We start from the raw sequence: 26,645 nt of genomic DNA on the forward strand, positions 1-26,645 counted from the left end.
GCGCGCCTCACAAGTTCCCGATCGCCGAACCCCGAACCGAGAACAGGGGGCCTGGGCGGTTTTGTGCCGTAGCCCCGGCTCCGGATCCGGCTCAGTCCCACGACCCCTGGGCCCGGGGCAGCACCGCCACTTCCCGCAGATTGTCCGGCGTCAGGCGCAGGTTCGTCGCTGCCGCGTTCTCGGTGACCCAGCGCTCCTGCTTCGTGCCCGGGACCGGGACCACGTGCGGGCCCTGGGCGAGTATCCAGGCGAGGGCGACCTGGGCGGGGGTGACGTGCTCGCCGTGGCGGCGGGCCACGCGGCGCAGGCCCGCGACGATCGGCTGGTTCGCGGCCATCATCTCGCCCGTGAAACGGGGGTGCCGGGCACGCAGGTCGTCCGCCTCGAAGCCCGCGCCGGTCCGCAGCCTGCCGGTCAGATAGCCGTTGCCGAGCGGCATCGCGGCGAGGAAGCCGACGCCCCGCGTCTGGCACCACGGCAGCAGGGTCTCCAGCGCCTCGGGCGACCACACCGACAGCTCCGCCTCCACCGCGCTCACCGGGAAGACCTGCTGCACCCGCTCCAGCTGCCGTATCGTCGCGTCGTGCGGCCGTGCCCCGCGACGGCCGGCCCGGGCGCCGACCGCGCACAGGCCCAACGCCCGTACCTTCCCGGCCTGTACGAGCTCCGCCATCGCGCCCCACGTCTCCTCGACGGGCACCTCCGGGTCGGACCGGTGCAGCTGGTAAAGGTCTATGACGTCCGTCTGGAGGCGCCGCAGCGAGGCGTCGCAGGCACGTTTCACATACCCCGGGCGGCCGTTGGCGACGATGTGCTGGTCGCCCACGAGCAGACCGACCTTGGTCGACACGAACGCGTCGGACCGGCGCTCCTTCAGCGCCCGCCCCACCAGCAGTTCGTTGGTGAAGGGCCCGTACATGTCGGCCGTGTCCAGCAGGGACGCGCCGAGGTCGAGGGCCCGGTGCACCGCCCTGAGCGACTCGTCGCCACGCTGCCGAGACGTGCTGTAGGCCCAGCTCATCGGCATGCACCCGAGTCCGACGGCCCCCACCGCGAGCGCCGCCGCGCCGATCGTCCTGCGCTCCACCTGGTCGTGACCCTCCCTGTTCCGGCCACCCCAACCTAACCTCTGCTGTCGCACGCTCCTGACATAGCCTCCAGAGCATGACTGCTGACGTGTGGCTGCCCATCCCGCCGGAAGAGATCGAGGGACTCCCCGAGGGTCCCGGCTACCGCTACTGGAACGGCGGGGAGGACTTCCCCGCGGACCCGGCGGACTGCGCCTTCTACGTCGTCCCCTACATGAAGCCCAGCCCGCTGTGCGTGCGCCCCATGCCGCAGATGAGCCACGTCCAGGTCGTGCAGACCCTCTCGGCCGGGATCGACCATGTGCAGCCCGGGCTGCGGCACCTTCCTCCGGGCGTGCGGCTGTGCAACGCGCGCGGGGTGCACGAGGCCAGCACCGGAGAGCTCACCCTCGCGCTGATCCTGGCCTCGCTGCGCGGGATCCCCGACTTCGTCCGCGCGCAGGGCCGGGGCGAGTGGCTCGGCGGGTTCCGTCCCGCGCTCGCCGACAAGAACGTCCTCATCGTGGGATACGGATCCATCGGCGCGGCCATCGAAGACCGGCTTGTGCCGTTCGAGGTGGCGCGGGTGGCGCGCGTCGCGCGCTCCGAGCGCACCACGGCGCGCGGTCCAGTGCATCCGCTCACCGAACTCGCCTCCCTGCTCCCGGAAGCGGACATCGTCATCCTGTCGACGCCGCTCACCGAGACCACCCGTGGCCTGGCCGGGGCCGACTTCCTGTCCCGGATGAAGGACGGCGCGCTGCTGGTCAACGTGGCACGTGGCCCCGTCGTCGACACCAAGGCCCTGCTCGCCGAGGTGGAGACCGGCCGCATCACCGCCGCCCTCGATGTCACCGACCCGGAGCCACTGCCGCGCGAACACCGGCTGTGGCGTGCGCCGGGGGTACTCATCAGCCCCCATGTCGGCGGACCCACCTCCGCGTTCCTTCCGCGCGCCAAGCGGCTCCTGGTGGACCAGTTGAACCGTTATGTGAACCGGGAGCCGCTCCGCAACGTGATCCTTACGACGGGTGCATCAACCGACTGAGAGACCTTCGAGTACCGTCCGCAATCCTTCAGGTGCGGTGGGTACTCATATATCTATTGATCGTCACGGAGCGTAGAGAACCTATGTCCCTGAGTGACGAGACTGGTGTATCGTCCCGACAGGGGCAGCGCCGGGGGACATTCGGCGCCGGGGACGGACACTTCGGACTGTGAGGGGGGCGACAGGCGATGCACGGCCTATGGACGAGCGATCCGACGGGGCGGGGCGGCCGGCGGCGACCCTGGCGGACGGCCGCGTGCAGACGCGGTCAGCGCGCCGATCACGGCGGCCACCACACCCACCACAGTGATCACCATCAAGGGGCGGCGCGGACCGGGAGGGTCCGGTGAGCGCGCCCCCGACCCCGATGCTGGACGGAGCGCTGCGGGCACAGTCTCCGTCGCCAGGGCTGCTGCTGCCCCGAACGCCGGCCTCCGGCCACCGGCCGGGCCTGGCCCTCCAACTGGTCCTCGCCCTGGTCTGCGCGGGATACGCCGTCGGTTCCGCGCTCGGCTGGGGCTCGTACCAAGTGGCCCTGATCATGGGCGACTTCGGACTGAGCGCCGCGGCGGCCACCGCCTCCGTCTCGTGCTTCCTGTACGCCCGCAACCGCCGCACCCGCTTTCGACCCGCCTGGCTGCTGTTCGGCCTCTCCTCGGCCATGGCAGCCCTCGGCAACCTGGTCTGGGGGTGGTACGAGGTGGTCCTGGGGCTGCCCGTGCCCAGTCCCAGTTACGCCGACCTGTTCTTCCTGTGCTTCGCGCCGCCCGCGATCGTCGGGCTGCTCGTGCTCGCCAAGCGGCCGGTGTCCAAGGCCGGCTGGGTCTGTCTCGGGCTGGACGCCTGGCTGATCGGCGGCTCGCTGCTCACCCTGGCGTGGAGCCTCGCCCTCGCCCAGGCCGCGAAGTCGGAAGGGCCCGGCGTGGCGCACGCCGCGCTGTCGCTGGCCTACCCGCTGCTCGACATCGCGCTGGTCAGCATGGTCCTCGCGTTGCACTTCAGGCGCTCCGCGGGGAACCGCTCCGCTGTCAACACCGCCATCGGCGCGCTCGCGCTGACCGTGATGTGCGACGCCCTGTTCACCTCGCCGCTGATGCACCACGACTACCGCTCCGGCCAGCTCCTCGACGCGGGCTGGTTCGCCGGCTCGCTGCTCCTGGCGTACGCCCCGTGGGCCGCGCCCCGCACGCCGGACACCGACCGGCACGGCCCGGACCGGCAGAGCACGGCGGGGCACACGCGCGTGGTGCACGAGCATGTGCCCGGGCAGCGCGGCGGGCAGCACCACCAGCCGCCCGCACCCGGAGGCGAGCTCGGCCGGTATCCGGCCGCCCGGCCCATCTCCGGCTCCCTCGCCGCCCTCACGCCGTATCTCGCGGCCGCCGTGTGCACGCTGGGGATCCTCTACAACGTCCTCAACGGCCGCAGTGTCGACCGCGTGGTCCTGCTGACCGGTGGCACGGTCGTGCTCGCGCTCGTCGTGCGCCAGGGCATCATGCTGCTCGACAACATCACCCTCACCCAGGAACTGGCGCAGGCGGAGAACCACTTCCGCTCCCTGGTGCAGGGCTCCAGCGACGTGATCATGATCGCCGCGCCGAGCGGTGTCCTGAGGTACGTCTCCCCGGCCGCCGCCGGTGTCTACGGCCGCTCGGCCGAAGATCTGGTGGGGACGGAACTGGCCAATCTCATCCACCCGGAGGACCTGGGCTGCGTCGTGCACGAGGCGCGCAGATTCCTCGCCGCCAACCCGGTCGAGGAAGCCACCACGCGCATCGAGTGCCGTTTCCGGTCGGGTGACGGAGGCTGGCTGAACGTCGAGTCGACCGTCAACCGCCATCACGGCGGCCTCATCTTCAACAGCAGGGACGTGACCGAAAGGGTCCGGCTCCAGGCCCAGCTGCAGCACAACGCCGAGCACGACCCGCTCACCGACCTGCCCAACCGCGCCCTGTTCACCAAGCGGGTCCAGCACGCGCTCTCGGGCCGCCGGGCCTCCGACCGGGGCGTGGCCCTGCGGAACACGGCCGTGCTGTTCATCGACCTCGACGGCTTCAAGGCCGTCAACGACACGATCGGGCACCAGGCGGGGGACGAGCTGCTCGTCCAGGCCGCCCGCAGACTCCAGGACTCGGTCCGCCAGGGCGACACCGCCTCCCGGCTGGGCGGCGACGAATTCGCGGCCCTGATCGTCGGGGACAACACCCGAGACCGGGCCGCCCGGGAACGGCACATAGTGGAACTCGCCGACCGCCTCAGGACGACGCTGTCCCAGCCGTATCTCATCGACGGCAACGATGTCCGTGTCAACGCCTCCATCGGCGTGGCCTTCGCGGACGCGGGCCTCGGCGCGGGTGAGCTGCTGCGCAACGCCGACCTGGCCATGTACCGCGCCAAGGCCGGCGGCAAGGGCCGCGTCGAGCTGTACAAGCCGCAGATGCAGCAGGACGTCGTACGCAAGGCGGAACTGGCCACGCGCCTGCGGGCCGCGCTGCACGACGGCGAGTTCGCCCTGCTGCACCAGCCGGTGGTCTGCCTGGAGGACGGCCGGATCGCGTCGGTGTCCGCTCAGGCGCGCTGGCGCTCCTCACAGGGGGTGCTGTTCACCCCGGCGGAGTTCCTGCGGGTGGCCGAGGACAGCGACAAGACCGCGGAGCTGGGCCGGTGGGTGATAGAGGAGGCCGTCGAGCAGGCCGCCGAGCGGCAGGCGACCGGGCTGTCCGTGCCGGTCGTCGTCCGGATGAGCGCCCGCCGGCTGCTGGACCGGTCGATGCCGCTCGGCTCGGTCGAGGCATTGCTCACCCGGCACGGGCTGCCCTCCGGGTCGCTGATCATCGAGCTGTCCGACACCACCGACCCGAAGGTCTCGCCGGACGAGCTGGAGCGGCGTCTCGGCGCCCTGCGGCGGGTCGGGGTCCGGATCGCGCTCGACGGATTCGGCAGTGACTGCGCGGCGATCACGGCCCTCAGGCGGCTCCCCGTCGACATCCTGAAGCTCGACCGCGCGCTGGTCGAGGGTGTCGTCGAGTCCGCCCGGCTGTACAAGATCACCAGTGGGCTGCTGCGCATCGCCACCGATCTCGGGCTGAAGTCCGTGGCCGAGGGGGTCGACCTGCCCGAGCAGGTCGTCGCCCTGCGCGCGATGGGCTGCACGCACGGGCAAGGCATGGCGTTCTCCGGACCGATCGACGAGTACCGGCTGCGCCGCGCACTCGCCGGCGGTCACTATCCGGTGCCGAACGCGCCGGCAGAGCCGGCGTACGCGGGCAGTGCTCCACGGGTGTACAGCTCCGGGGTGTCCGCCGTCATCGGAGGCGGTACGGCCCTACGCTCACATAATGAGACTCCCGTCCCACCCACTTGACAGTGAGTGTGCGCCGGGGGGAGGGTCTGTGCCATGCGCACCCGAATTCTCGTACTTGGAAAGCGCGTCGGCTGACGCTGAGCCTCGACCGCTCAGCGACTCCACCCGGCGCGCTCCCCTCGCTTGCCTTATGGCACGAGGGGTTTTTTGTTGCACAGGCGCCTTACGTGCAGCAGCCGAAGACCGCACGAACCTCGCAAAAAACCCTCAGCATCTGAGAAGAGAATGCCGATGACCGAGCAGGCCACCGGGGCCCATCACCCGCAGCCCCGGCCCCGATCCGGAGGACACTCCGCCCCCGAGCAGGTGACGGGCGCGCAGTCCCTCATCCGCTCTCTCGAGGAGGTCGGCGCCGACACGGTATTCGGCATTCCCGGCGGTGCGATCCTCCCGGCCTACGACCCGCTGATGGACTCCACCCGGGTGCGCCACGTCCTGGTCCGGCACGAGCAGGGCGCCGGTCACGCCGCCACCGGCTACGCGCAGGCCACCGGCAAGGTCGGCGTCTGCATGGCCACCTCGGGCCCCGGCGCGACCAACCTGGTCACCCCGATCGCCGACGCGCACATGGACTCCGTGCCGCTGGTCGCGATCACCGGCCAGGTGGCGTCCAAGGCGATCGGTACGGACGCCTTCCAGGAGGCGGACATCGTCGGCATCACCATGCCGATCACCAAGCACAACTTCCTCGTCACCAAGGCCGAGGACATCCCGCGGATCATCGCGCAGGCCTTCCACATCGCCTCCACCGGCCGCCCCGGCCCGGTCCTGGTCGACATCGCGAAGGACGCCCTCCAGGCGAAGACCACCTTCTCCTGGCCGCCCGCCATGGACCTGCCCGGCTACCGCCCGGTGACCAAGCCGCACGCCAAGCAGATCCGCGAGGCCGCCAAGCTGATCACCCAGGCCAGGCGGCCCGTGCTGTACGTCGGCGGCGGCGTGCTCAAGGCCAAGGCCACGGCCGAGCTGAAGGTCCTCGCCGAGCTCACCGGCGCGCCCGTCACCACCACCCTGATGGCGCTCGGCGCGTTCCCCGACGACCACCCCCAGCACCTGGGCATGCCCGGCATGCACGGCTCCGTGGCCGCCGTCACCGGTCTGCAGAAGGCCGATCTGATCGTCGCCCTCGGTGCCCGCTTCGACGACCGCGTCACCGGCAAGCTGGACAGCTTCGCCCCCTTCGCCAAGATCGTCCACGCGGACATCGACCCGGCGGAGATCGGCAAGAACCGCGCCGCCGACGTGCCGATCGTCGGCGACGCCCGCGAGGTCATCGCCGACCTGATCCAGGCCGTCCAGAAGGAGCACAGCGAGGGCCACCAGGGTGATTACAGCGCTTGGTGGAAGGACCTGAGCCGCTGGCGCGACACCTACCCGCTCGGCTACGACCAGCCCGATGACGGCTCGCTCTCACCGCAGCACGTCATCCAGCGCATCGGACAGCTCGCGCCCGAGGGCACGATCTTCGCGGCGGGCGTCGGCCAGCACCAGATGTGGGCCGCCCACTTCATCGAGTACGACAAGCCGGGCACCTGGCTGAACTCCGGCGGCGCCGGAACCATGGGCTACGCCGTCCCGGCCGCCATGGGCGCCAAGGCGGGAGCGCCGGACACGGCGGTCTGGGCCATCGACGGCGACGGTTGCTTCCAGATGACCAACCAGGAACTCACCACCTGCGCCCTGAACAACATCCCGATCAAGGTCGCCGTCATCAACAACGGCGCCCTCGGGATGGTTCGCCAGTGGCAGACCCTCTTCTACAACCAGCGGTACTCCAACACCGTCCTGCACTCCGGCCCGGACGACGTCAACCCGCAGGCCCGCGGCACCCGCGTCCCCGACTTCGTGAAGCTGTCGGAGGCCATGGGCTGCTACGCCATCCGCTGCGAGTCCCCGGACGACCTCGACAAGGTCATCGAGGAGGCGAACTCGATCAACGACCGCCCGGTCGTCGTCGACTTCATCGTCCACGAGGACGCGATGGTCTGGCCGATGGTCGCCGCCGGCACCTCCAACGACGAGATCATGGCCGCCCGGGACGTTCGCCCCGACTTCGGCGACAACGAAGACGACTGAGAGCCGTAAAGGAAGCAGATCATGTCCAAGCACACGCTCTCCGTCCTGGTGGAGAACACGCCCGGCATCCTCGCCCGGATCGCCGCCCTGTTCTCCCGCCGCGGCTTCAACATCGACTCGCTCGCGGTCGGTGTCACCGAGCACCCCGACATCTCCCGCATCACCATCGTCGTCGGCGTGGAGGACCTGCCGCTGGAGCAGGTCACCAAGCAGCTCAACAAGCTCGTCAACGTGCTCAAGATCGTCGAGCTGGAGCCGTCGCAGGCCGTTCAGCGCGAACTCGTCCTGGTGAAGGTGCGCGCCGACAACGAGACGCGCTCCCAGATCGTCGAGATCGTCCAGCTGTTCCGCGCCAAGACCGTCGACGTCTCCCCGGAGGCCGTCACCATCGAGGCCACCGGATCCGGCGAGAAGCTGACCGCGATGCTCAAGATGCTGGAGCCGTACGGCATCAAGGAGCTGGTCCAGTCCGGCACGATCGCGATCGGCCGCGGAGCCCGTTCCATCACGGACCGGTCGCTGCGCGCCCTGGACCGGTCGGCGTAAGACCTGGAACGGGCGGTCGGCGCGCCGTCGGCCGCCCGTATTCCGAGACCCTCAGACTTCCCTTCCGCCCCCGTCATACGGTGGGACGCAACACCTGCACTCCCGAGGAGAGAACCCAAAGTGGCCGAGCTGTTCTACGACGCCGACGCCGACCTGTCCATCATCCAGGGCCGCAAGGTCGCGGTCATCGGGTACGGCAGCCAGGGCCACGCCCACGCGCTGTCGCTCCGTGACTCGGGTGTCGACGTCCGCGTCGGTCTGCACGAGGGCTCCAAGTCCAAGGCCAAGGCCGAGGAGCAGGGCCTGCGCGTGGTGAGCCCGTCGGAGGCCGCCGCCGAGGCCGACGTCATCATGATCCTCGTCCCGGACCCGATCCAGGCCCAGGTCTACGAGGAGCACATCAAGGACAACCTGAAGGACGGCGACGCGCTGTTCTTCGGCCACGGCCTGAACATCCGCTTCGGCTTCATCAAGCCCCCGGCCGGTGTCGACGTCGCCATGGTCGCCCCCAAGGGCCCGGGCCACCTGGTCCGCCGCCAGTACGAGGAGGGCCGCGGCGTTCCGTGCATCGCCGCCGTCGAGCAGGACGCCACGGGCAACGGCTTCGCGCTGGCCCTGTCGTACGCGAAGGGCATCGGCGGCACCCGCGCCGGCGTCATCAAGACGACCTTCACCGAGGAGACCGAGACCGACCTCTTCGGCGAGCAGGCCGTCCTCTGCGGTGGTACGGCCGCGCTGGTCAAGGCGGGCTTCGAGACCCTGACCGAGGCCGGCTACCAGCCGGAGATCGCCTACTTCGAGTGCCTGCACGAGCTGAAGCTGATCGTGGACCTCATGTACGAGGGCGGCCTGGAGAAGATGCGCTGGTCGATCTCCGAGACCGCCGAGTGGGGCGACTACGTCACCGGCCCGCGCATCATCACGGACGCCACCAAGGCCGAGATGAAGAAGGTCCTCGCCGAGATCCAGGACGGCACCTTCGCCCAGCAGTGGATGGACGAGTACCACGGCGGTCTGAAGAAGTACAACGAGTACAAGACCCAGGACTCCGAGCACCTGCTGGAGACCACCGGCAAGGAGCTGCGCAAGCTCATGAGCTGGGTCGACGAGGAGGCGTGAGCCTCTGGGGCCTGCTGCGGCACCGGTGCCGCAGCAGGCCCCCTTCTCGTCCGGGTGATCCTTCCGCACAGGCGTGAGGCGCCCCCGCAGCACCACTACACTGCTGCATATATACGCGTCAGGCTCACAGCGTCGTGCGTCTTCCACGCGGCTAGCCCTCCACCGCCTGCGGCCGTCGGGACGGCCGTCCGCAGCACTGGATTTGTGAGGACTCACGTGAGCTCGAAACCCGTCGTACTCATCGCTGAAGAGCTGTCGCCCGCCACCGTCGACGCGCTTGGCCCGGACTTCGAGATCCGCCAGTGCAACGGAGCGGACCGAGCCGAGCTGCTCCCGGCCATCGCCGATGTGGACGCGATCCTGGTCCGTTCGGCCACCAAGGTCGACGCCGAGGCGATCGCCGCCGCCAGCAAGCTCAAGGTCGTCGCGCGAGCCGGCGTCGGCCTGGACAACGTGGACGTCTCCGCCGCCACCAAGGCCGGCGTGATGGTCGTCAACGCCCCCACCTCGAACATCGTGACCGCCGCCGAGCTGGCCTGCGGGCTGCTCGTCGCCACCGCCCGTAACATCCCGCAGGCCAACGCCGCTCTGAAGAACGGCGAGTGGAAGCGCAGCAAGTACACGGGCGTCGAGCTGGCCGAGAAGACCCTCGGTGTCGTCGGCCTCGGCCGCATCGGCGCGCTGGTCGCCCAGCGCATGTCGGCCTTCGGCATGAAGGTCGTCGCCTACGACCCCTATGTGCAGCCGGCCCGCGCCGCGCAGATGGGCGTCAAGGTGCTGTCGCTGGACGAGCTGCTCGAGGTCTCCGACTTCATCACCGTCCACCTCCCCAAGACGCCCGAGACCCTCGGTCTGATCGGCGACGAGGCGCTGCGCAAGGTCAAGCCGAGCGTGCGCATCGTCAACGCCGCGCGCGGCGGGATCGTCGACGAGGAGGCGCTGTACTCCGCCCTCAAGGAGGGCCGGGTCGCCGGTGCCGGTCTCGACGTGTACGCCAAGGAGCCGTGCACCGACTCCCCGCTCTTCGAGTTCGACCAGGTCGTCGCCACCCCGCACCTCGGTGCCTCCACGGACGAGGCGCAGGAGAAGGCCGGTATCGCCGTCGCCCGCTCGGTGCGCCTCGCCCTCGCCGGTGAGCTCGTGCCGGACGCGGTGAACGTGCAGGGCGGTGTCATCGCCGAGGACGTCAAGCCGGGTCTGCCGCTCGCCGAGCGTCTCGGCCGGATCTTCACAGCGCTCGCCGGTGAGGTCGCGGTCCGCCTCGACGTCGAGGTGTACGGCGAGATCACCCAGCACGATGTGAAGGTGCTGGAGCTGTCCGCCCTCAAGGGTGTCTTCGAGGACGTCGTCGACGAGACGGTGTCCTACGTGAACGCCCCGCTGTTCGCGCAGGAGCGCGGGGTCGAGGTGCGCCTGACCACCAGCTCCGAGGCGTCCGAGCACCGCAACGTCGTCACCGTGCGAGGCACTCTCGCCGACGGCGAGGAGGTGTCGGTCTCCGGCACGCTGGCCGGCCCGAAGCACCTCCAGAAGATCGTCGCGGTCGGGGAGTACGACGTCGACCTGGCGCTCGCCGAGCACATGGTCGTGCTGCGGTACGAGGACCGTCCGGGTGTCGTCGGCACCGTGGGCCGCATCCTCGGCGAGGCCGGCATCAACATCGCCGGCATGCAGGTGTCGCGGGCCGCGGTCGGCGGCGAGGCGCTGGCGGTGCTGACCGTGGACGACACGGTGACCGCCGGGGTGCTGGCCGAGGTGGCGGCGGAGATCGGTACGACCTCCGCTCGTTCCGTGAACCTGGTCTGACCTACCTCTGAACGCCGGACGGGCTGAGTTGATCAGCCCGTCCGGCGTTTTGCTTTTCGGGGATCCGCCGCAACGTCACCGTGGCAGCTACCGCCGCTCCGGCCAGCAGCACCGTGCTGGTGATCGCCGCCGCGTGCATACCGCTGGTGAAGGCCTCGCGTGCCGCCGCCGCCAGGGCGTCTCCCGCGCGCCCCGGCAGCCGGTCGGCGACGGCCAGGGCGCCGCCCAGGGTCTCGTGGGCCGGGGCGGGCGCCGCGGCCGGGATCTCGTGGCGGTAGACGGCCGTACCGATGGAGCCCAGGAACGCCATGCTCAGCGCGCCGCCGAACTCCGTGCCCGTCTCCAGCAGGGACGAGGCCGCGCCCGCCTTCTCCACCGGGGCGGCATTCAGGGCCAGGTCCGCCACCTGCGACATGACCACCACGACGCCGGAGGCCAGGACGGCGCACGCGGCCAGCAGCAGCCAGAGCGAGTCCGTGCCGGTCAGGGCCAGCAGCACGTAGCCGCACGCGGTGGCCACGAAGCCTCCGCCGACGACATGGGCGCGTGAGACGCCCCGCTGTACCAGCTGTGCGCCGGCGACGGCCGCCAGTCCGATGGGCACCGACGGCAGCAGGCTCCACAGCGCCGCCTCCAGGGGACCCTTGTCCAGGACCGACTGGACGTACTGCGTCGTGAAGTACGCCGAGCCCATCATGCCGAAGGCGGCGACGAGGTTGAGGACGACGGCCGGGCCGAAGCCGCGGGCCCGGAACAGCTTCGGTGAGATCAGCGGGGACACCGCCGTGCGCTGGCGGTGGACGAAGAGCGCGGCGAAGAGCAGTCCGGCGGACACCGACATCGCGTATCGCACGTCCCAGCCCTGAGACGCGAGCTCCTTCAGGCCGTAGATCACGGGCAGCACCGCCGCCATCGACAGGGGAACGCTCAGCCGGTCGAAGCGGCCGGGATCCGGGTTCCTCGACTCGGGCAGCAGCAGCGGCCCCAGGACCAGGAGCAGTGCCATCGCGGGCAGATTCACCAGGAAGACCGAGCCCCACCAGAAGTGCTCGACGAGCACACCGCTCATGACCGAGCCGAGCGCGATGCCGGCCGTCATCACACCCGACCACAGACCGATCGCCTTGGTGCGCTGCGCGGGGTCGGTGAACATCGTGCGCACCAGCGCCATCGTCGACGGCATCAGCGTCGCGCCGCCGATGCCGAGGACCGCACGGGCGGCGATCAGGGTCTCGGCGCTGTTCGCGTAGGCCGCCACCAGGGAGGCCGCGCCGAAGGCGGCGGCGCCGAACAGCAGGAGCCTGCGGCGGCCGATGCGGTCCCCCAGGGAGCCCATCGTCATCAGCAGGCCGGCCAGGACGAAGCCGTAGATGTCGAAGATCCACAGCTGTTGGGTGGCGCTCGGTTCCAGGTCGGCGCTGATCGCGGGGATCGCGAAGTAGAGGACGGAGACGTCCATCGAGACCAGCAGCAACGGCAGCATCAGCACGCCGAGCGCCGTCCATTCGCGGCGGCCGGCGCGGGCCGGAGGGGTGGGGTTCGTCGTCATGGGCAGGACTGTACGAGCGTATTAAACGCTTGTCTAGTACGTTTGTTTAATACGTGCGTATGGGACGCGTGTATGGACTCCGGGGTAGGGTGACGTGCCATGGGACACCGTGAGGATCTGCTCGAAGGCGCCCAGCGCTGCCTGCTGGCGAAGGGCTTCCTGCGTACGACAGCGCGCGACATCGTCAAGGAGTCGGGGACCAACCTGGCGTCGATCGGCTACCACTACGGCTCGAAGGACGCGCTGCTGGCACAGGCGTACGTCGAGATGGTGGAGGGGATGTCCGACGCCTTCGAAGGAGGCGGTGAGCTTCGGGGAGAGCCGGGGACGCTGGAGCGGTTCAACGAGGTCTGGGCGAACATCATCTCCACCATGCGGGAGCCCGGTTCGATGTGGCGGCTCAGTATGGAGATCGTGGCCATGGGGGACCAGCTGCCGGAGGTGCGGGAGCATCTCGCGCGGGCCCAGCGGGAGGGTGCGCGGGGCATCGTCACTCTCTTCCACGGCGGGCGCGAGGAGGACGTCCCCGAGGAGCGGGTGGACACCCTCGGCTACTTCTATCTGACCCTGATGATGGGCCTCATGGCGCAGTGGACCTTCGATCCGAAGAGCGCGCCCGAGGCCGGGCAGCTTGCCGAGGGGCTCCGTCAGGTGATCGAGGGTGCTACCCCGAAGTGACCACGGGACGTCCCTCGCGCATCTCGATCACCCGGTCCGCGAAGTGCCGTACGACCGCACGGTCGTGGCAGATGAACAGGTAGCCGAGGCCCAGGTCGTCCTGGAGGTCGGCCAGCAGGTTCAGCACGCCCGCCCGTACCGACGGGTCGAGCGACGACACCGGCTCGTCCAGGACCAGCAGGCGAGGATCGCAGGCCAGGGCGCGGGCGATGCCGGCGCGCTGGCACTGGCCGCCGGAGAGTTCGTGCGGCCGGCGGTCGCCGTACGCCGGGTCGAGACCTACCCGGTCGAGGAGTTCGGCCACGCGGGCGGGCCCGGCCGTGGGATGCCAGCGGTCCTGGACCTTCAGCGGTTCGGCGATGGCGTCCCGGATGCGGTGGCGGGGGCTCAGCGAGCCGTACGGGTCCTGGAAGACGGGCTGCATGCGGGGCCGCAGCGGACGCAGTTCGCGCTCCGGGAGGGACGTCAGCTCCCGTCCCTCGAAATGGACTTCACCTTGGGTCGGGCGCCGCAGCTGGAGCACCGCCAGGGCCGTGGAGGACTTGCCGCAGCCGGACGGGCCGTTCAGGGCGAGTGTCTCGCCGGCGGCCAGGGAGAAGGAGACGCCGTTCACGGCGGTGACCTGGCCGTAGCGGACGACCAGGTCCCGGACGTCGAGCAGGGGATCGGTCATGCCGGCTGTCCCTCCTTCAGGAACAACTCCGTCGCGGGGTGGGGGAGTTCCTCATGGCGGTGGCAGGCGACCAGGCGTCCGGCCACCTGCCGGGGCTCCGGTTCCGCCGTGTGGCAGGGGTCCGCGGCGAGCGGGCAGCGCGGGGCGAAGGCGCAGCCCGGCGGGAGCGTGCCAGGAGCGGGCGGGGTGCCGTGCAGGGCGGGGAGGCGGCGGCCCGGGGGAGCGTGCTGCGGGAGGGACGCCAGCAGGCCTGCCGTGTAGGGGGCGCGGGGACGGGCCAGCACCTCGTCCGCCGGGCCGAGTTCGGTGAGGCGCCCGGCGTACATGACCAGCATCCGGTCCGCGTGGGCCGCTACGGCGTCCATGTCGTGGGTGACCAGGACGAGCGCGGCGCCGACCGCCTCCCGCTGCTCGGCGAGCAGCCGCAGCACCTGGTCGCGGCGCTCCTCGTCGAGGGCGGTGGTGGGTTCGTCGGCGATGACGAGGTCGGGCTCGTTGATCGTGGCCATGGCGATCACCGCGCGCTGCCGCATGCCGCCGGAGTACTCGTGCGGGTATGCCCGTGCGTTGCGTGCCGCGTCCGGGATGCCCACCCGGTCCAGGGCAGCGACCGACCGGGCCCGGGCCTCCTTGCGGGAGACCCCGGTCACCGACCGTACGGCGGCGGCGAGTTGGTCGCCGACCGGGTGCACGGGGGAGAGGGCGGACAGGGCGTCCTGCGGGACGAGGGTGATGCGGCGGCCCCGGTGGGCGGAGAGGTCCGGGGTGATCGTCCCGCTGGTGGTCGCGTCGCGCGGCGGCATGCCGAGGAGCGCGCGGGCCGTGAGGGACTTGCCCGCCCCCGACTCGCCCACGATCGCCAGGACTTCACGCGGCAGCACGTCGAAGGACAGGCCGCGCACGGCCTCGACCCCGTCGAAGGCGATCCGCAGTTCGCGCACCGACAGCAGTGGCTCAGACTCCAACAGGGGGCTCCTTCTTGACCTCGACCTCGACCTTGACCGGAGCCGGGGTGGCTCGCGGTACGCTCCGGCCCCGGGTGAGCGCGGCGCCCGACACCGCGAGTCCCGCCAGCAGGGCCAGGGCCACCGCCGGGGCGAGGGCCGCCCAGGGGGCGCGTTCCACATAGGCCCGGGACTCCTCCAGCAGCAGGCCCCACTCGGGGGCCGGCGGCTGGGCGCCGAGGCCCAGGAAGCCGAGGGAGGCCAGGGCCAGGGCGATGCCCGGCAGCCGCAGCAGGGCATGGCGGGCGACCGGGGCGGCCACGGACGGCAGGACATGCCGGGTGAGGATCCAGAACGGGCTCGCTCCGATGGCCCGTTGGGCGGTGAGGAACGCCGACGCCCGCACCTCCTGCACCAGGGCCGCCGCGTGCGCGGACAGGGCCGGCCAGGAGATCAGCGCGACCGCGAGGGCCGCCCCGCCGGTGCCCGGTTCGACGGCCGCCGCGACCAGGATGCCGACGATCACCGGGGGCAGCGCGTTGGCGATGTCCGACGCGCCCTCCGCGATCCGCGGCAGGAAACCCAGCGCGAGCGCGACCAGCAGGCTCAGCAGGCAGACGGCCGCCGCCGTACCGACCGTGGAGGCGGCGCCGTGGCCCAGCCGGGCGAGCACGTCACGGCCGAGGCCGTCGGTGCCGAGCGGGTGCGTCCACGAGGGCGCGGCCAGCCTGGCCGTGGTGTTCACCGCGTACGGGTCGCGCAGCAGGCCCCAGCCGATGGTCACGGCGAGGAACGTGAACAGCGTCAGCGGGACCGCGGGATGCGCGCGTACCGGCCGTGCCGGGGGCAGCGCCAGCGAGGCGTCCCGCAGGGCCGGGCCCAGCAGCCGCCGTCGCGCGAACGCCGCCAGCGCGCCCGTGACCAGGCCGAGCGCGAGCAGCACCAGCACCGAGCCCTGGAGCAGCGGCAGGTCCTGCGATTTGGCCGCGCCGAGCGCGGTGCGGCCGATGCCCGGTACGGCGAAGACCGTCTCCACGGCGACCGCGCCACCGGTGAGCCCGACGGCGGCCATGCCGAACTGCGGGACCAGCGGCGGCAGGACGCGGCGCAGCGCGGCCGCGGCGATGCTCGGCCGGCTGACCCCGGCGCCCCGCCACAGCTCCACCCACCGCTCGTCGAGCACGGCGGGGAGCGCGTCCGCGACCAGCCGGCCGAGCAGGCCGCCCGCGGGGACACCGAGGGCCACGGCGGGCAGGACCATGTTCTGCGGCCCCACCCAGCCCGACGTCGGCAGCCACCCCAGCCACACCCCGAACACCAGCAGCGCGACCGTGGCCAGCAGGAACTCGGGTACGGCGGCCAGCATCGCGCCCCACGCCCCGGCCGAGGCGCGGCCCCGCACCAGCACCGGCGCTACCAGCACGCACGCCAGCAGCGCCGCGACGCCGAGCGAGGCGCCCATCAGCGCCAGTGACACCTGGAGCCCGGAGACCACGGAGGGCAGGACCTCGGTGCCCGACACCCAGGAGGAGCCGAGGTCGCCGTGCAGGAGGCCGGAGGCCCAGCCGCCCAGCAGGGACAGCGGCCCGGAGTCCAGGCCGAGGTCCCGCCGTACGGACTCCAGGGCTTCCTCGGTCGGGTCCTGCTCGGCGGAGCGGGCGCGCAGCACGGCCAGTGCCGGGTCCCGGCCCGAGAACCAGGGCAGCAGGCCGACGGCGGCCAGGACGGCGATCAGGCAGCACAGGCGGGTCAGCGCGGCGGCGCCGGCCAACCGTCGTATACGGGACCTCACTTGACGTGGGTGTCCGCCGTGACGAGCTCCCGCTCACGCGGGTCGTGGGCGGCGCCGGTGACGCCCGCGGCGTCGCCCTGGATCACTCGCTCGTGCAGCATCGGCACGGCCGCGTCGGTGCGGAGCACGGCGGCCTCGGCGGCGATGACCGCGGCGCGGCGCGGGTCACCGGTCCTGGTCCCGCCGGCCTTCTTCAAGGCCTTGTCGACGGCCGGGTCGGCGAGCTGGGCGATGTTGAAGGAGCCGTCGGAGGCGAAGTCGCTGTAGAGATAGGCGGCCGGGTCACCGGAGTCGAGGACGGTGGCGCGGGAGAGGATGAACGCGTCGAACTCGCCCGCCAGCGCGTCGGACTCGATGTTGGCGTACTCGCGCACGTCGAGCTTCACCTTGAAACCGGCCTTCCGCAGCTGCTGTTGCAGCGCCGCGGCGACCTCGGGCAGCTCGGCCCGGTCGGTGAAAGTGCCGATGGTGATCGTCCGGCCGGCCGGGTTACCCGCCGCGGCCCGCTTCACCGGCTTCCGCAGCTCCCCGGCCCACGGCAGGGCGGGGCCGAGCAGCCCCTCGGCGACGTCGGCGCGCCCCTCGTAGACGCCCTTCACGATCGACTCGGCGTCGATCGCCTCACGGGCCGCCGCCCGCAGCCCGGCGTCCTTGAAGGCGCCCTTCTCCGTGTTGAGGTAGAGGGTGTTGGTGCGCGGCATGGGAACCTCGGTGATCAGGTCCTGGTCCAGTACCGCCGCCTGCGAGACCGGGACCGCCTCGACGATGTCGGCCTCGCCACTGCGCAGGGAGGCCGCGCGGGCGGTGCCGTCGGGCACGAACCGCACGTCGATCCCGGGGGCCTTGGCCTTCTTCCCCCAGTAGCGGTCGTAGCGGTCGAGGGTGGCGGAGGAGGTGCCGTTGACCTTCGTCAGTTCGAACGGTCCGGTGCCCGCGCCGACGGGATCGACGGACTTCCCCCGGTAGGCCTTGGCGGCCAGAATCGACAGCTGCGGGGAGCTGAGCCGCTGCGGGACCAAGGGGTCCTCGGTGGCCGTCGTCACGGTGACCTTGTCGCCGTCGGCCTTCGCGGTCAGGTCCACGCCGTCGAGGATGCGGGGCTTGGGAGAGGCCGTGGCGGCCCTGGTGAGGGAGGTGACCACGGCTTCGGCGGTGAGCTCGGTGCCGTCGTGGAAGGTGACGTCGTCGCGCAGGGTGAAGGTCCAGCTCGTGCCGGACTGGGTCCACTCGGTGGCGAGCGCGGGCTCGGCGTCCCCGTCGGCGTTCAGCTTGACCAGGGTCTCCGCCGTGGACCAGCGCGACAGTTTGAAGGCGTCGTCCGAGAGCGGGGACAGTGCCGAGCGCGGTGGCAGCATCATGGCGACGCGTATGCGCTTCCCTCCCGCCCCGGAGTCGTCCGTGGCCGACTGCCCGCCGGTGAAGCAGCCGGTGAGCAGGGCGGAGGCCGCGGCAAGGGCGGTGAGGGGGACGAGACGAGCGGAGACGCGCACGGGGACACCTCGGTCAAGGCATGGTCAAGCAATGGTCAATGGTTGAATGCGCCACGACCGTAGCACGATGACAATCGTTTTCAAGAGTGGGGTTTCGGTCGCCTCGGGCCGAGGATGGTCAGCGGACCGGCCGGAAGTACGTGCGCAGCGCCCAGGAGGCGAGGTCCCGGCCGGTGGCGTTGCCCACCTCGTCGGCCGTCCGCGTGTGGATCCCGCCCCAGACCCGGGCGTCGATGACGTCCCGCTCGTACTCGTGGGCGAAGCGGTAGTGGCGAGTCGTACCGGTGGTGGCCGAGTGGATGCGCAGGTCGACCTCGGGGGTGCCGAGGATCCCGGTCAGGGTGCGCATCAGCGCGCCGCCCATGGTGGTGTGTCCGCTGAGGTAGTCGGGATGCGCCGGGGTGGCGAGCAGCGGCTCCCAGTCCCGGTCCGCCCGGGTCGCCGGGTTGCCGTCGGTGTCGGCCTCCCGGATGGCGGTGACGGGCCGCCAGGTGCCGTAGTGCAGCTTGGCGTCCCAGGCGGCGATGACGGCGTCCGCCTGGGAGGTGTTGGCCGCCGCGAACAGGCGCGCCGTCTCGGCGATGTCCAGTCCGTGCCGGGTGGCGCGGTCGCCCAGGGCTTCCTGCAGGTTCGGGGCGACGAAGTACAGCGCGGTGTCCGTCTGTGCGGGGGTCCGGCGCGAGCCGGTCCGGCCTCCGTACCGCGCCAGTTCGTCGAGGTCCTTCGCGTACCGGGCGGACGTGAGCGCAGGAGGCGGGCCGGGGCGGAACTGGTGCGGGGAGTCCAGCAGCAGGGGCCGGACCCTGCCCACCCAGGCCGTCGTGAAGGGCTCGTGGCCGGGAGGGGTGGGCCGCCAGACGCCGGGGCGCGGGCGGGCGGGGAAGGACACCGACGCGCCGCGGCCGTCACCGCGGCGCAGGTCGATGATGTGATCGGCGGCGAGCTTCCCGAACGCGACGCCCTCGTTCTCGGCCTCGCCGTCGGGGATCAGCGCGAGGGTGCCGCTCAGGGCGGTGTCCAGACGGGGCGCGGCCGCGGGGAAATGGTTGCGCAGCACCGTGTGCGCCGCCGAGGCGGCGGCCGCGGCGGACGAGGCCGGACGAGAGGCTCGTCCGTCCCACTTGTACGGGGCGAAGCGGCCCTCGACACCGACGACGGCGTTGTAGACGGCGGTGGAGACGTACGACTCCAGGATGAACAGCTCGGGCGGGGACGGGCGGGCCTCGGTCTTGATGACGGCATCCGCCGTGCGCATCCACTCGACGACGACCGACGCGCTCCGCTCGTCCGGGGCGGCCTGCCCGGTACTCGCGTGAGCGCCGGGCAGCGCGAGCGCGAGCATCCCGAGGGTCAGCCCGGTCACGGCCGTTCGCGTCGCAGACCAGGCACGTCGGTTCCGCACGTGAGCTCCTCCCGCCGATGGCACACAGGGAGAAGTGACCGGCTGAGGCGAGCCGGAATGCGGGCCCCTTCTGAGAACCGCCCGTTCGGGCGAAGGTGCTCACCCGGACGGCCCCGTGGCCGCACCGTGTGCGAGCCGGACCCCCTTCAGCGCCATGTGCAGCAGCAGCCGGTCCTCGCCGTCGTCCAGGTCCAGGCCGGTGAGCTTCTCGACGCGGGAGAGCCGGTAGTACAGGGTCTGGCGGTGGATGCCCAGCTCGGCGGCGGCCCGGCCGGCCTGGCCGGCGCAGTCCAGATAGACCTCGGCGGTGCGGGCGAGTTCGCGGTGGGCGGGGGAGAGCAGCGCCTGAACGACGGGGTCGTGGGCCACCTCCGGCGGCAGGGCGGTGAGCAGCCGGAACGGCCCGATCGCGGACCACTCGGCGACTGGCCCGAACCGAGGCTCCGCGAGCGCGGCCCGAGCAGCGGCCGAGGCCTCCCACCAGGCGAGCCCCAGCTCGGCGAGACCGGAGCGGGGGGTGGCGACACCCGCGGCGGGACCGCGCGAGGCGCTCCAGGCCGCTCCGTGCGCGACCGGCCTCCCGGCCCTGCGCGACGTGCCGCCGGACGCCCCGCCCGCGACGCCGGGGGCCGGTCCGCCCGGGGCGGCGTCGGACGGTTGCCCACCCGCTCCGCGGGCAGCCGTTCCGCGGGCACCGCCCGGGGACGATCCGCCCCGGGTGGCGCCCGTCCTTGTCGGATGTCCCCCCGGCCCGCTTCCCGCACGCCCCCGCTCCAGCAACCGGCCCGCCGCCGTCGTCGCCGGTGTCAGCACGTCGGTCGAGCGCAGGCGCATGAGAACCGCCACACACTGCTCGGCCGCCCCCCACGGCAACGTGCACAGTGCCGTCGCGCCCGGCATCGTACGGACCGACGGCGCGTCGTCCGGGTCGGCCGAGGGCCAGGGGGCGACGCAGACCATGGTGTGGGGACCGTCGGCGCGGGAACCGAGGGCGGTGCGGAGTTCCGCGATGGCCATGTCGCGCTGCCAGTCGCGTTCCGCCGTGAGGACGGCTCGCAGTTCACGGCTGAGGTCGGCACCGTGCTGGGCCTCGTCCGCGAGCAGGGCCCCGATCCGGGTCGTGACCTCCATGGCGGCGGAGAGCCGGCGTTCGCTCGGGCCGGGATCGTCGTCCAGGAGCCAGACATAGCCGTGGACCACGCCCCGGTGGCGGACGGGGAGGCAGATCCGCCCCCGGTTCACCCCCGCCTCCGGCGTCGGCGGGATACGCACCGGGCCCGTCGCACGCGTGATGCCGAAGCCCTCGAACCACGCCCGGACGGCCGCGGTCGAACGGCGGGTGAGGATCGAGCGGGTGCGCACCGGGTCCAGGGCCGACGGATCGAGGTCGCCCTCACTGTCGTACGCCCCGAAGGTGATCAGCTCGAAGTCCCGGTTCTCCAGCGTCGCGGGCGCGCCGAGCAGCTCCGAGATCTCGTCGACCAGCTCCTCGTAGTCGCCCCGGTGTTCCGACGTCATGCGGGCATTGTCCCCCACCACCCACGACCCTTCATACATCTGTCTGAGATCTGCGGCACGGATGCGTGACAGCTGTCGATGGCCGACGATCGAGGGGATCCCTAGGTTTCACGGTGGTTCTCCGCGCCGTACCCGAGGCGTCATCCGCCCGGGGTCCGGCCATCCGTTTGGTTGTGCTCTGGAGGTGCCCCGTGCTGGGTCCCGTGATTCTCGCCGCGTCTCGCAGCGACCGGATGCGACGCCTGATCTCGGCGGCCCCGGTGACCAGGCAGGTTGTCGACCGCTTCATCCCGGGCGAAGGCGTCGACGACATCGTCCCGGTGGTCCAGGGCCTCGCCGGCCGGGGTCTGGAGCTGACGATGGACGTCGTCGGCGAGGACATCACCACCCCCGCGCAGGCCGCCGCCGCCCGGGACTCCTACCTGGAGCTGATCGACCGGCTGAAGCCGCTGGAGCTCGGCAGCCGCGCCGAGATGTCGGTGAAGCTGTCGATGTTCGGACAGGCCCTCCCGTCGCCCACCACCGCCCTGCTCGAAGGGCCCTCCGGGCCCGCCCCCACATTCAAAGACGGCCACGAGCTGGCCCTGAAGAACGTCCGCCCGGTCGTCGAGGCCGCCGCCGAGATCGGCACGACGGTCACGCTGGACGCCGAGGACCACACCACCCTCGACTCGATGTTCGCCATCCACGAGGAGCTGCGGAAGGACTTCCCGCAGACCGGCTGCGTCATCCAGGCCTACCTCTTCCGCACCGAGGCCGACGCCCGACGCCTCGCCGCGAACGGCAGCCGGGTGCGCCTGGTCAAGGGCGCGTACAAGGAGCCCGCCTCGGTCGCGTACCAGGACAAGCATGAGATCGATCGGGCGTACGTACGGATTCTCGGTACGTTGATGGAGGGGACGGGGTACCCGATGATCGGGTCCCACGACCCGCGCCTGATCGCGATCGGCCAGGAGCTCGCCCACCGCGCCGGGCGCAAACTGGACGAGTACGAGTTCCAGATGCTCTACGGCATCCGCAGCGACGAGCAGTCGCGCCTCGCCGCCGAGGGCCACCGCGTGCGCGTGTACACGGCCTACGGCACCGACTGGTACGGCTACTTCATGAGGCGCCTCGCGGAGAAGCCGGCCAACCTGCGCTTCTTCGCCCGCTCGATGCTCACCAAGGGCTGACAGCCCTTCACGGGCTGAGACCGAACCACCGCTCAGTAAGGAGTTACGGAAAACATGGACGCTGTGACCCAGGTCCCCACCCCCGTCAACGAGCCGGTGCACGGCTACGCCCCCGGCTCGCCCGAGCGTGCCCGGCTGGAGGCCAGGCTGAAGGAGCTGGCCGACAACCCCGTCGACCTGCCCTGCACCATCGGCGGCGAGAAGCGGATGGGCGGCGGCGAGGCCTTCAAGGTCGTCCAGCCGCACAACCACCAGGCCGTGCTGGGCACGTACCGCAACGCCACCCAGCAGGACGCCCAGGACGCCGTCGACGCGGCCCTGGCCGCCGCGCCCGCCTGGCGTGCGATGTCCTTCGACGACCGCGCGGCGATCATCCTGCGCGCCGCCGAGCTGCTGTCCGGCCCCTGGCGCGAGACGCTCGCCGCCTCCACCATGCTCGGCCAGTCCAAGACCGCGCAGCAGGCCGAGATCGACACGCCCTGTGAGCTGATCGACTTCTGGCGCTTCAACGTCGCCTACGCCCGCGACCTGCTGGCCGAGCAGCCCCCGGCGAACTCCCCGGGCGTGTGGAACCGTCTGGACCACCGCCCGCTGGAGGGCTTCGTCTACGCGGTCACGCCCTTCAACTTCACCGCCATCGCGGGCAACCTCCCGACGGCCCCCGCCCTGATGGGCAACGTCGTCGTCTGGAAGCCGTCCCCGACGCAGACCCACGCCGCCGTGCTGCTCATGCAGCTGCTGGAGGAGGCCGGTCTGCCCAAGGGCGTCATCAACCTCGTCACCGGCGACGGCATCGAGGTCTCGAAGGTCACGCTGGAGCACCGTGACCTCGCGGGCATCCACTTCACCGGCTCGACGCCCACCTTCCAGTACCTGTGGAAGACGGTCGGCGCGAACATCGAGAAGTACCGCACCTACCCCCGCCTCGTCGGCGAGACCGGCGGCAAGGACTTCCTCGTCGCCCACCCCTCGGCCGACCCCGCGATCCTGAAGACGGCGTTCACCCGGGGTGCCTTCGAGTTCCAGGGCCAGAAGTGCAGCGCCACCTCGCGCGCGTACATCCCCGCCTCGATCTGGAACTCCGGCTTCAAGGAGGAGCTCGCAGCCGAGGTCGACGGCATCAAGATGGGCGATGTCACCGACCTGTCGAACTTCATCGGCGCCGTCATCGACGAGCGTTCCTTCGCCAAGAACAAGGCCGCCATCGACCGCGCCAAGGAGGACGCCTCCTGCACGATCGTCGCGGGCGGCACCTACGACGACTCCGAGGGGTACTTCGTCCGCCCGACCGTCATCGAGTGCACCGACCCGGAGAACGAGGTCTTCCGCACCGAGTACTTCGGCCCGATCATCGCCGTGCACGTCTACGAGGACGACGCGTACGACGAGATGCTGACCCAGATGGAGTCCGTCTCCGACTACGCCCTGACCGGCTCGGTCATCGCGAACGACCGTGCGGCGGCCGCCTACACGGCGGACAAGCTCCGCTACGCGGCCGGCAACTTCTACATCAACGACAAGTCGACCGGTGCCGTCGTCGGCCAGCAGCCCTTCGGCGGCGGCCGTGCCTCCGGCACCAACGACAAGGCCGGCGCCCCGCAGAACCTGATGCGCTGGACCCTGACCCGCGCCATCAAGGAGACGCTGGTCCCGCCGACCGACTACACCTACCCGCACATGGGCTGAGCTCCCGCGGAACCGACGGGCCGGGTCGTACGACCCGGCCCGTCGGCGTATATCCGGTCGAGAGCCGCCCGGCCCCTTCCCATACTGGGCCGATGACCATCCGCGTACGCACCGCCCACACCGCCGACCTCACCCCCGCCGAACTCGACGCCGTACGGGCCCTCCTGAACGCCGCCTTCGAGGGCGACTTCGGCGACGACGACTGGGACCACGGCCTCGGCGGCATGCACGCGCTCGTGCACGACGACTCCGGCCTCGCCGCGCACGGGGCGGTCGTGATGCGCCGGGTGCGGTACCGCGGGCGGTGGCTGCGCGCCGGGTACGTCGAGAACGTCTCCGTCCGCGCCGACGCCCGCCGCCGCGGCCTCGGCGGGCAGGTCATGGGCGAGCTGGAACGCGTCGTCGAGCGCGCCTACGACCTCGGCGCCCTGTCCGCCAGCGACGACGGCGCCCGGCTCTACACCTCCCGCGGCTGGCGGCTGTGGCGCGGTGAGGTGCACGCCCTCAGCCCGGCGGAGGGGATCGTCCGCCTGCCGGACGAAGAGGACAGCGCGTATGTCCGGCCGGCCCTCGCCGGTGCGCTCGACCCGGCGCACGCGCTGCTCTTCGACTGGCGCGACGGAGATGTGCTCTAGGAATCACCGCAGCTCAGCGTGGTGTGACGTAGTCCACCGTCTCAGATAGTAGGAAGTCCGAGTAATTGTGGAGACAGACGCTCCGGCCTCCCTTAGTTTTGTAGGAGCCGAACGTCTCGCTCGACCAAGCGAATGGCGGTCGTGAGCCGGGCCCCGTGCAGGCAACCCCTGCGGCACCGCTCCCCGCCCCTCCGGCGTCTCCCATCTCTCTGAGCGCTCCATGCTGTCGAAGGAGTCGATTTCCCATGGCCGAGACGACCGTCCGCCGCCGAGTCCGTCACGTTTCCCGGACGACCGAGTCCGACCGCAAGAACGCCGCCGCCGCGCTCCAGCGCGCCCTCGACCGCAGGGACAACGGCGGATCCACCGGCCACTGAGCCGCACCGGAGCCGCTGACAGGACCGGGAGCCGCCCGACGAGGCGCGGTGCGGGGCCTCACGCCCCGCGCCGCACCTCGAAATGGTCGATCCGCTCACCGCTCGACGCCAGCGCCGACACCTTCAGCTTTGGCGCGGCGCCGCTCTCCGCCTCCACGGAGAGGAACGAGAACCCGCGGTAGCGCACCCGCGACCACCGCACCGACTCGCCCTTCGTGTCCTGGGACTTGGTCCACCGGAACGTGGCGACCGACTCGTGGTCGGCGGTGTTCCCCTCGTAGCTCTCCTTCACGCCGTCAGGGAAGCCGTACAGCTCCTTGCCGCCGCCGCCCGCGGTGACGTACACGATCCCGTCCCGCCTGGGGTCCGTCGTCCCGCCCACCGGCACCGGCCTGCCCACGTCGCCGTTCTTGATCGCGTCGGTCCGCTCATACACGTGGTTGTGCCCGTTGATCACCAGGTCCACCTCGTGCTTCGCGAACAGCGGCAGCCACTCGGCACGCACTCCGCCGTCGGAGGCGTGCGTGGACGTCGAGTACGCGCAGTGGTGGAAGTAGACGACGATGAAGTCCACGTCCTTCGCCGCCCTCAGCTCGCCGAGCTTCTTCTCCAGCCACTTCGTCTGCCTCCCCTCCGTGTAGCCGAAGTTGGCGGGGATCTCGTACGACACGTCGTTCGCGTCCAGCGCGACCACGCCGACGTTGCCGTACGTGAAGGCGTACACGCCCGGTGCCGTACGTGCGTCGAAACCGCTGTCCGGCAGGGAGAAGCGGGCGAGCTGGCCGCCGTAGCCGTCCGGCGAGTACCAGGCCTCCATGTCGTGGTTGCCGGTCGTCACCATCCATGGCACCGACCTGGCGACCGGCTCGGTCTGCTTGAGGAACCGGTCCCACTGCCCGGCGTCGAAGACGTCCGACTCCTTGCCCTTGCCGGTCGGGTCGGCGTAGCAGATGTCGCCGGCGTGGAGGTGGAAGGCGGCGTTCTGGCGCAGCAGCAGACGGTCGTTGAGGACCGCCTCCTCGCCGACGCCCTGGTCGCCGAACGCGGTGAACACGAACCGCTCGGGCGGGCTCGCGGGAGCCGTACGGAAGGAGGTGATGGTGGACCGGTGGTCGGGGGAGGCGGGGTCGAGGCCTTCATGGCCGACGCCGTAGTAGTACGTCGTGTCCGGGCGCAGGCCGTCCAGTGCCGCGTGCAGGTAGTACTGGTCGACCGCTGCCCGTGCGCCCTTCAGCTCCGGGGTGTGCAGATCGCGCAGCTCCGCCTCTGTCTTGCGGCCGAGGTCGTCGGGGCGCGTGCCGATGCGGATGTACGGCTTCTTCACCGCGAGCGGTACCTGCCAGGAGATCCGCATCTGGGTCTTCGGGTCGGCGCCGAAGGCGAGATGGCGGCCGAAGGGGGTGATGAAGGAGCCGGGGGCCTTCGACGTGCTCGGCGACGGGTCCCCGGTCGCCGTGGCGCCCCCGGAGCCGGAACCGGAACCGGAGCAGCCGGTCAGCAGCCCGCTCGCCACCGCGCCGGCCGTCACCAGCGTGCGCCGCCGCGACAGTCTCGTCCGCAGATACTCGTGCTGTTCCGCCATACTCATCCGGTCCGCGAGCCGCCGGGGAATGCCGAAGTCGGGAGTCTCCATGGGGGTCAACTTCCCAGCAAGGCCCAACACCGGGCTGACGTACGGGTGAACGAGGGGCGACGTGTCCGTA

Annotated in this window: 20 protein-coding genes; 11 read left to right on the forward strand and 9 right to left on the reverse strand. The window is 71.3% G+C overall.

Features of this window, described 5'->3' with window-relative positions; genetic code table 11:
* Positions 1-91 precede the first annotated feature (91 nt).
* Entirely contained in the window at positions 92-1,087 is a 996-nt protein-coding gene (locus ACQEV8_RS31095) for an aldo/keto reductase (RefSeq protein WP_432966810.1), read from the reverse strand.
* Between the two features lie 77 nt (positions 1,088-1,164).
* Here ACQEV8_RS31095 and ACQEV8_RS31100 point away from each other — a divergent pair, with 77 nt between their 5' ends.
* From ACQEV8_RS31100 to serA, 6 genes are all read left to right on the forward strand, one after another.
* Complete coding sequence (locus ACQEV8_RS31100) at positions 1,165-2,115, forward strand: 2-hydroxyacid dehydrogenase (RefSeq protein ID WP_432966812.1); 951 nt, start codon at positions 1,165-1,167, stop codon at positions 2,113-2,115.
* A gap of 346 nt (positions 2,116-2,461) precedes the next feature.
* Complete coding sequence (locus ACQEV8_RS31105) at positions 2,462-5,479, forward strand: putative bifunctional diguanylate cyclase/phosphodiesterase (protein ID WP_432966814.1); 3,018 nt, start codon at positions 2,462-2,464, stop codon at positions 5,477-5,479.
* A 231-nt stretch (positions 5,480-5,710) separates the two neighbouring features.
* Positions 5,711-7,555, forward strand: coding sequence for an acetolactate synthase large subunit (locus ACQEV8_RS31110; RefSeq protein ID WP_432966816.1), 1,845 nt, complete (start codon positions 5,711-5,713; stop codon positions 7,553-7,555).
* A gap of 21 nt (positions 7,556-7,576) precedes the next feature.
* Entirely contained in the window at positions 7,577-8,101 is a 525-nt protein-coding gene (gene ilvN / locus ACQEV8_RS31115; protein ID WP_003993148.1) for an acetolactate synthase small subunit, read from the forward strand.
* Positions 8,102-8,221: 120 nt separating this feature from the next.
* Complete coding sequence (ilvC, locus tag ACQEV8_RS31120) at positions 8,222-9,220, forward strand: ketol-acid reductoisomerase (RefSeq protein ID WP_432966819.1); 999 nt, start codon at positions 8,222-8,224, stop codon at positions 9,218-9,220.
* A 216-nt stretch (positions 9,221-9,436) separates the two neighbouring features.
* Positions 9,437-11,026 (forward strand): phosphoglycerate dehydrogenase, encoded by a 1,590-nt coding sequence (serA, locus tag ACQEV8_RS31125; RefSeq protein ID WP_432966821.1) that lies wholly within the window; start codon positions 9,437-9,439, stop codon positions 11,024-11,026.
* A gap of 1 nt (position 11,027) precedes the next feature.
* On the opposite strand, the gene ACQEV8_RS31130 is transcribed toward serA, so the two are convergent.
* Complete coding sequence (locus ACQEV8_RS31130; RefSeq protein WP_432966823.1) at positions 11,028-12,575, reverse strand: MFS transporter; 1,548 nt, start codon at positions 12,573-12,575, stop codon at positions 11,028-11,030.
* Between the two features lie 99 nt (positions 12,576-12,674).
* On the opposite strand from ACQEV8_RS31130, the gene ACQEV8_RS31135 reads away from it, so the two are divergent.
* A complete protein-coding gene (locus ACQEV8_RS31135; protein WP_432966825.1) occupies positions 12,675-13,253 on the forward strand; it encodes a TetR/AcrR family transcriptional regulator in 579 nt (192 codons plus the stop codon).
* Here ACQEV8_RS31135 and ACQEV8_RS31140 read toward each other — a convergent pair.
* From ACQEV8_RS31140 to ACQEV8_RS31165, 6 genes are all read right to left on the reverse strand, one after another.
* Positions 13,240-13,926, reverse strand: a complete 687-nt coding sequence (locus ACQEV8_RS31140) for an ATP-binding cassette domain-containing protein (RefSeq protein WP_432966827.1) — start codon at positions 13,924-13,926, stop codon at positions 13,240-13,242. The genes ACQEV8_RS31135 and ACQEV8_RS31140 overlap by 14 nt on opposite strands.
* Positions 13,923-14,891, reverse strand: coding sequence for an ABC transporter ATP-binding protein (locus ACQEV8_RS31145; protein ID WP_432966829.1), 969 nt, complete (start codon positions 14,889-14,891; stop codon positions 13,923-13,925). The genes ACQEV8_RS31140 and ACQEV8_RS31145 overlap by 4 nt, the downstream gene beginning before the upstream one ends.
* Positions 14,881-16,662, reverse strand: coding sequence for an ABC transporter permease subunit (locus ACQEV8_RS31150; RefSeq protein ID WP_432966831.1), 1,782 nt, complete (start codon positions 16,660-16,662; stop codon positions 14,881-14,883). The genes ACQEV8_RS31145 and ACQEV8_RS31150 overlap by 11 nt, the downstream gene beginning before the upstream one ends.
* Positions 16,659-18,152, reverse strand: coding sequence for an ABC transporter substrate-binding protein (locus tag ACQEV8_RS31155; protein WP_432966833.1), 1,494 nt, complete (start codon positions 18,150-18,152; stop codon positions 16,659-16,661). The genes ACQEV8_RS31150 and ACQEV8_RS31155 overlap by 4 nt, the downstream gene beginning before the upstream one ends.
* A gap of 118 nt (positions 18,153-18,270) precedes the next feature.
* On the reverse strand, positions 18,271-19,515 hold the full coding sequence (locus ACQEV8_RS31160) for a vanadium-dependent haloperoxidase (protein WP_432966835.1): 1,245 nt from the start codon (positions 19,513-19,515) through the stop codon (positions 18,271-18,273).
* 138 nt (positions 19,516-19,653) lie between these two features.
* A complete protein-coding gene (locus tag ACQEV8_RS31165) occupies positions 19,654-21,072 on the reverse strand; it encodes a PucR family transcriptional regulator (RefSeq protein WP_432966837.1) in 1,419 nt (472 codons plus the stop codon).
* A 191-nt stretch (positions 21,073-21,263) separates the two neighbouring features.
* Here ACQEV8_RS31165 and ACQEV8_RS31170 point away from each other — a divergent pair, with 191 nt between their 5' ends.
* The 4 genes from ACQEV8_RS31170 to ACQEV8_RS31185 all read left to right on the forward strand — a co-directional run bounded on the left by ACQEV8_RS31170 (position 21,264) and on the right by ACQEV8_RS31185 (position 24,942).
* Positions 21,264-22,244 carry a proline dehydrogenase family protein gene (locus tag ACQEV8_RS31170; RefSeq protein ID WP_432966839.1) on the forward strand — a complete coding sequence of 327 codons (981 nt, stop codon included), beginning with the start codon at positions 21,264-21,266 and terminating at the stop codon, positions 22,242-22,244.
* Between the two features lie 54 nt (positions 22,245-22,298).
* Positions 22,299-23,930: an L-glutamate gamma-semialdehyde dehydrogenase gene (pruA, locus tag ACQEV8_RS31175; protein ID WP_432966841.1), complete on the forward strand. Its 1,632-nt coding sequence runs from the start codon at positions 22,299-22,301 to the stop codon at positions 23,928-23,930.
* A gap of 92 nt (positions 23,931-24,022) precedes the next feature.
* Positions 24,023-24,565: a GNAT family N-acetyltransferase gene (locus ACQEV8_RS31180; RefSeq protein WP_432966843.1), complete on the forward strand. Its 543-nt coding sequence runs from the start codon at positions 24,023-24,025 to the stop codon at positions 24,563-24,565.
* Positions 24,566-24,810: 245 nt separating this feature from the next.
* Complete coding sequence (locus ACQEV8_RS31185; RefSeq protein ID WP_005479955.1) at positions 24,811-24,942, forward strand: hypothetical protein; 132 nt, start codon at positions 24,811-24,813, stop codon at positions 24,940-24,942.
* Between the two features lie 58 nt (positions 24,943-25,000).
* On the opposite strand, the gene ACQEV8_RS31190 is transcribed toward ACQEV8_RS31185, so the two are convergent.
* A complete protein-coding gene (locus tag ACQEV8_RS31190) occupies positions 25,001-26,575 on the reverse strand; it encodes a purple acid phosphatase family protein (RefSeq protein WP_432966846.1) in 1,575 nt (524 codons plus the stop codon).
* Positions 26,576-26,645 lie beyond the last annotated feature (70 nt).

The organism is Streptomyces sp. CA-179760, assembly GCF_050937045.1.
Lineage (GTDB): Bacteria > Actinomycetota > Actinomycetes > Streptomycetales > Streptomycetaceae > Streptomyces.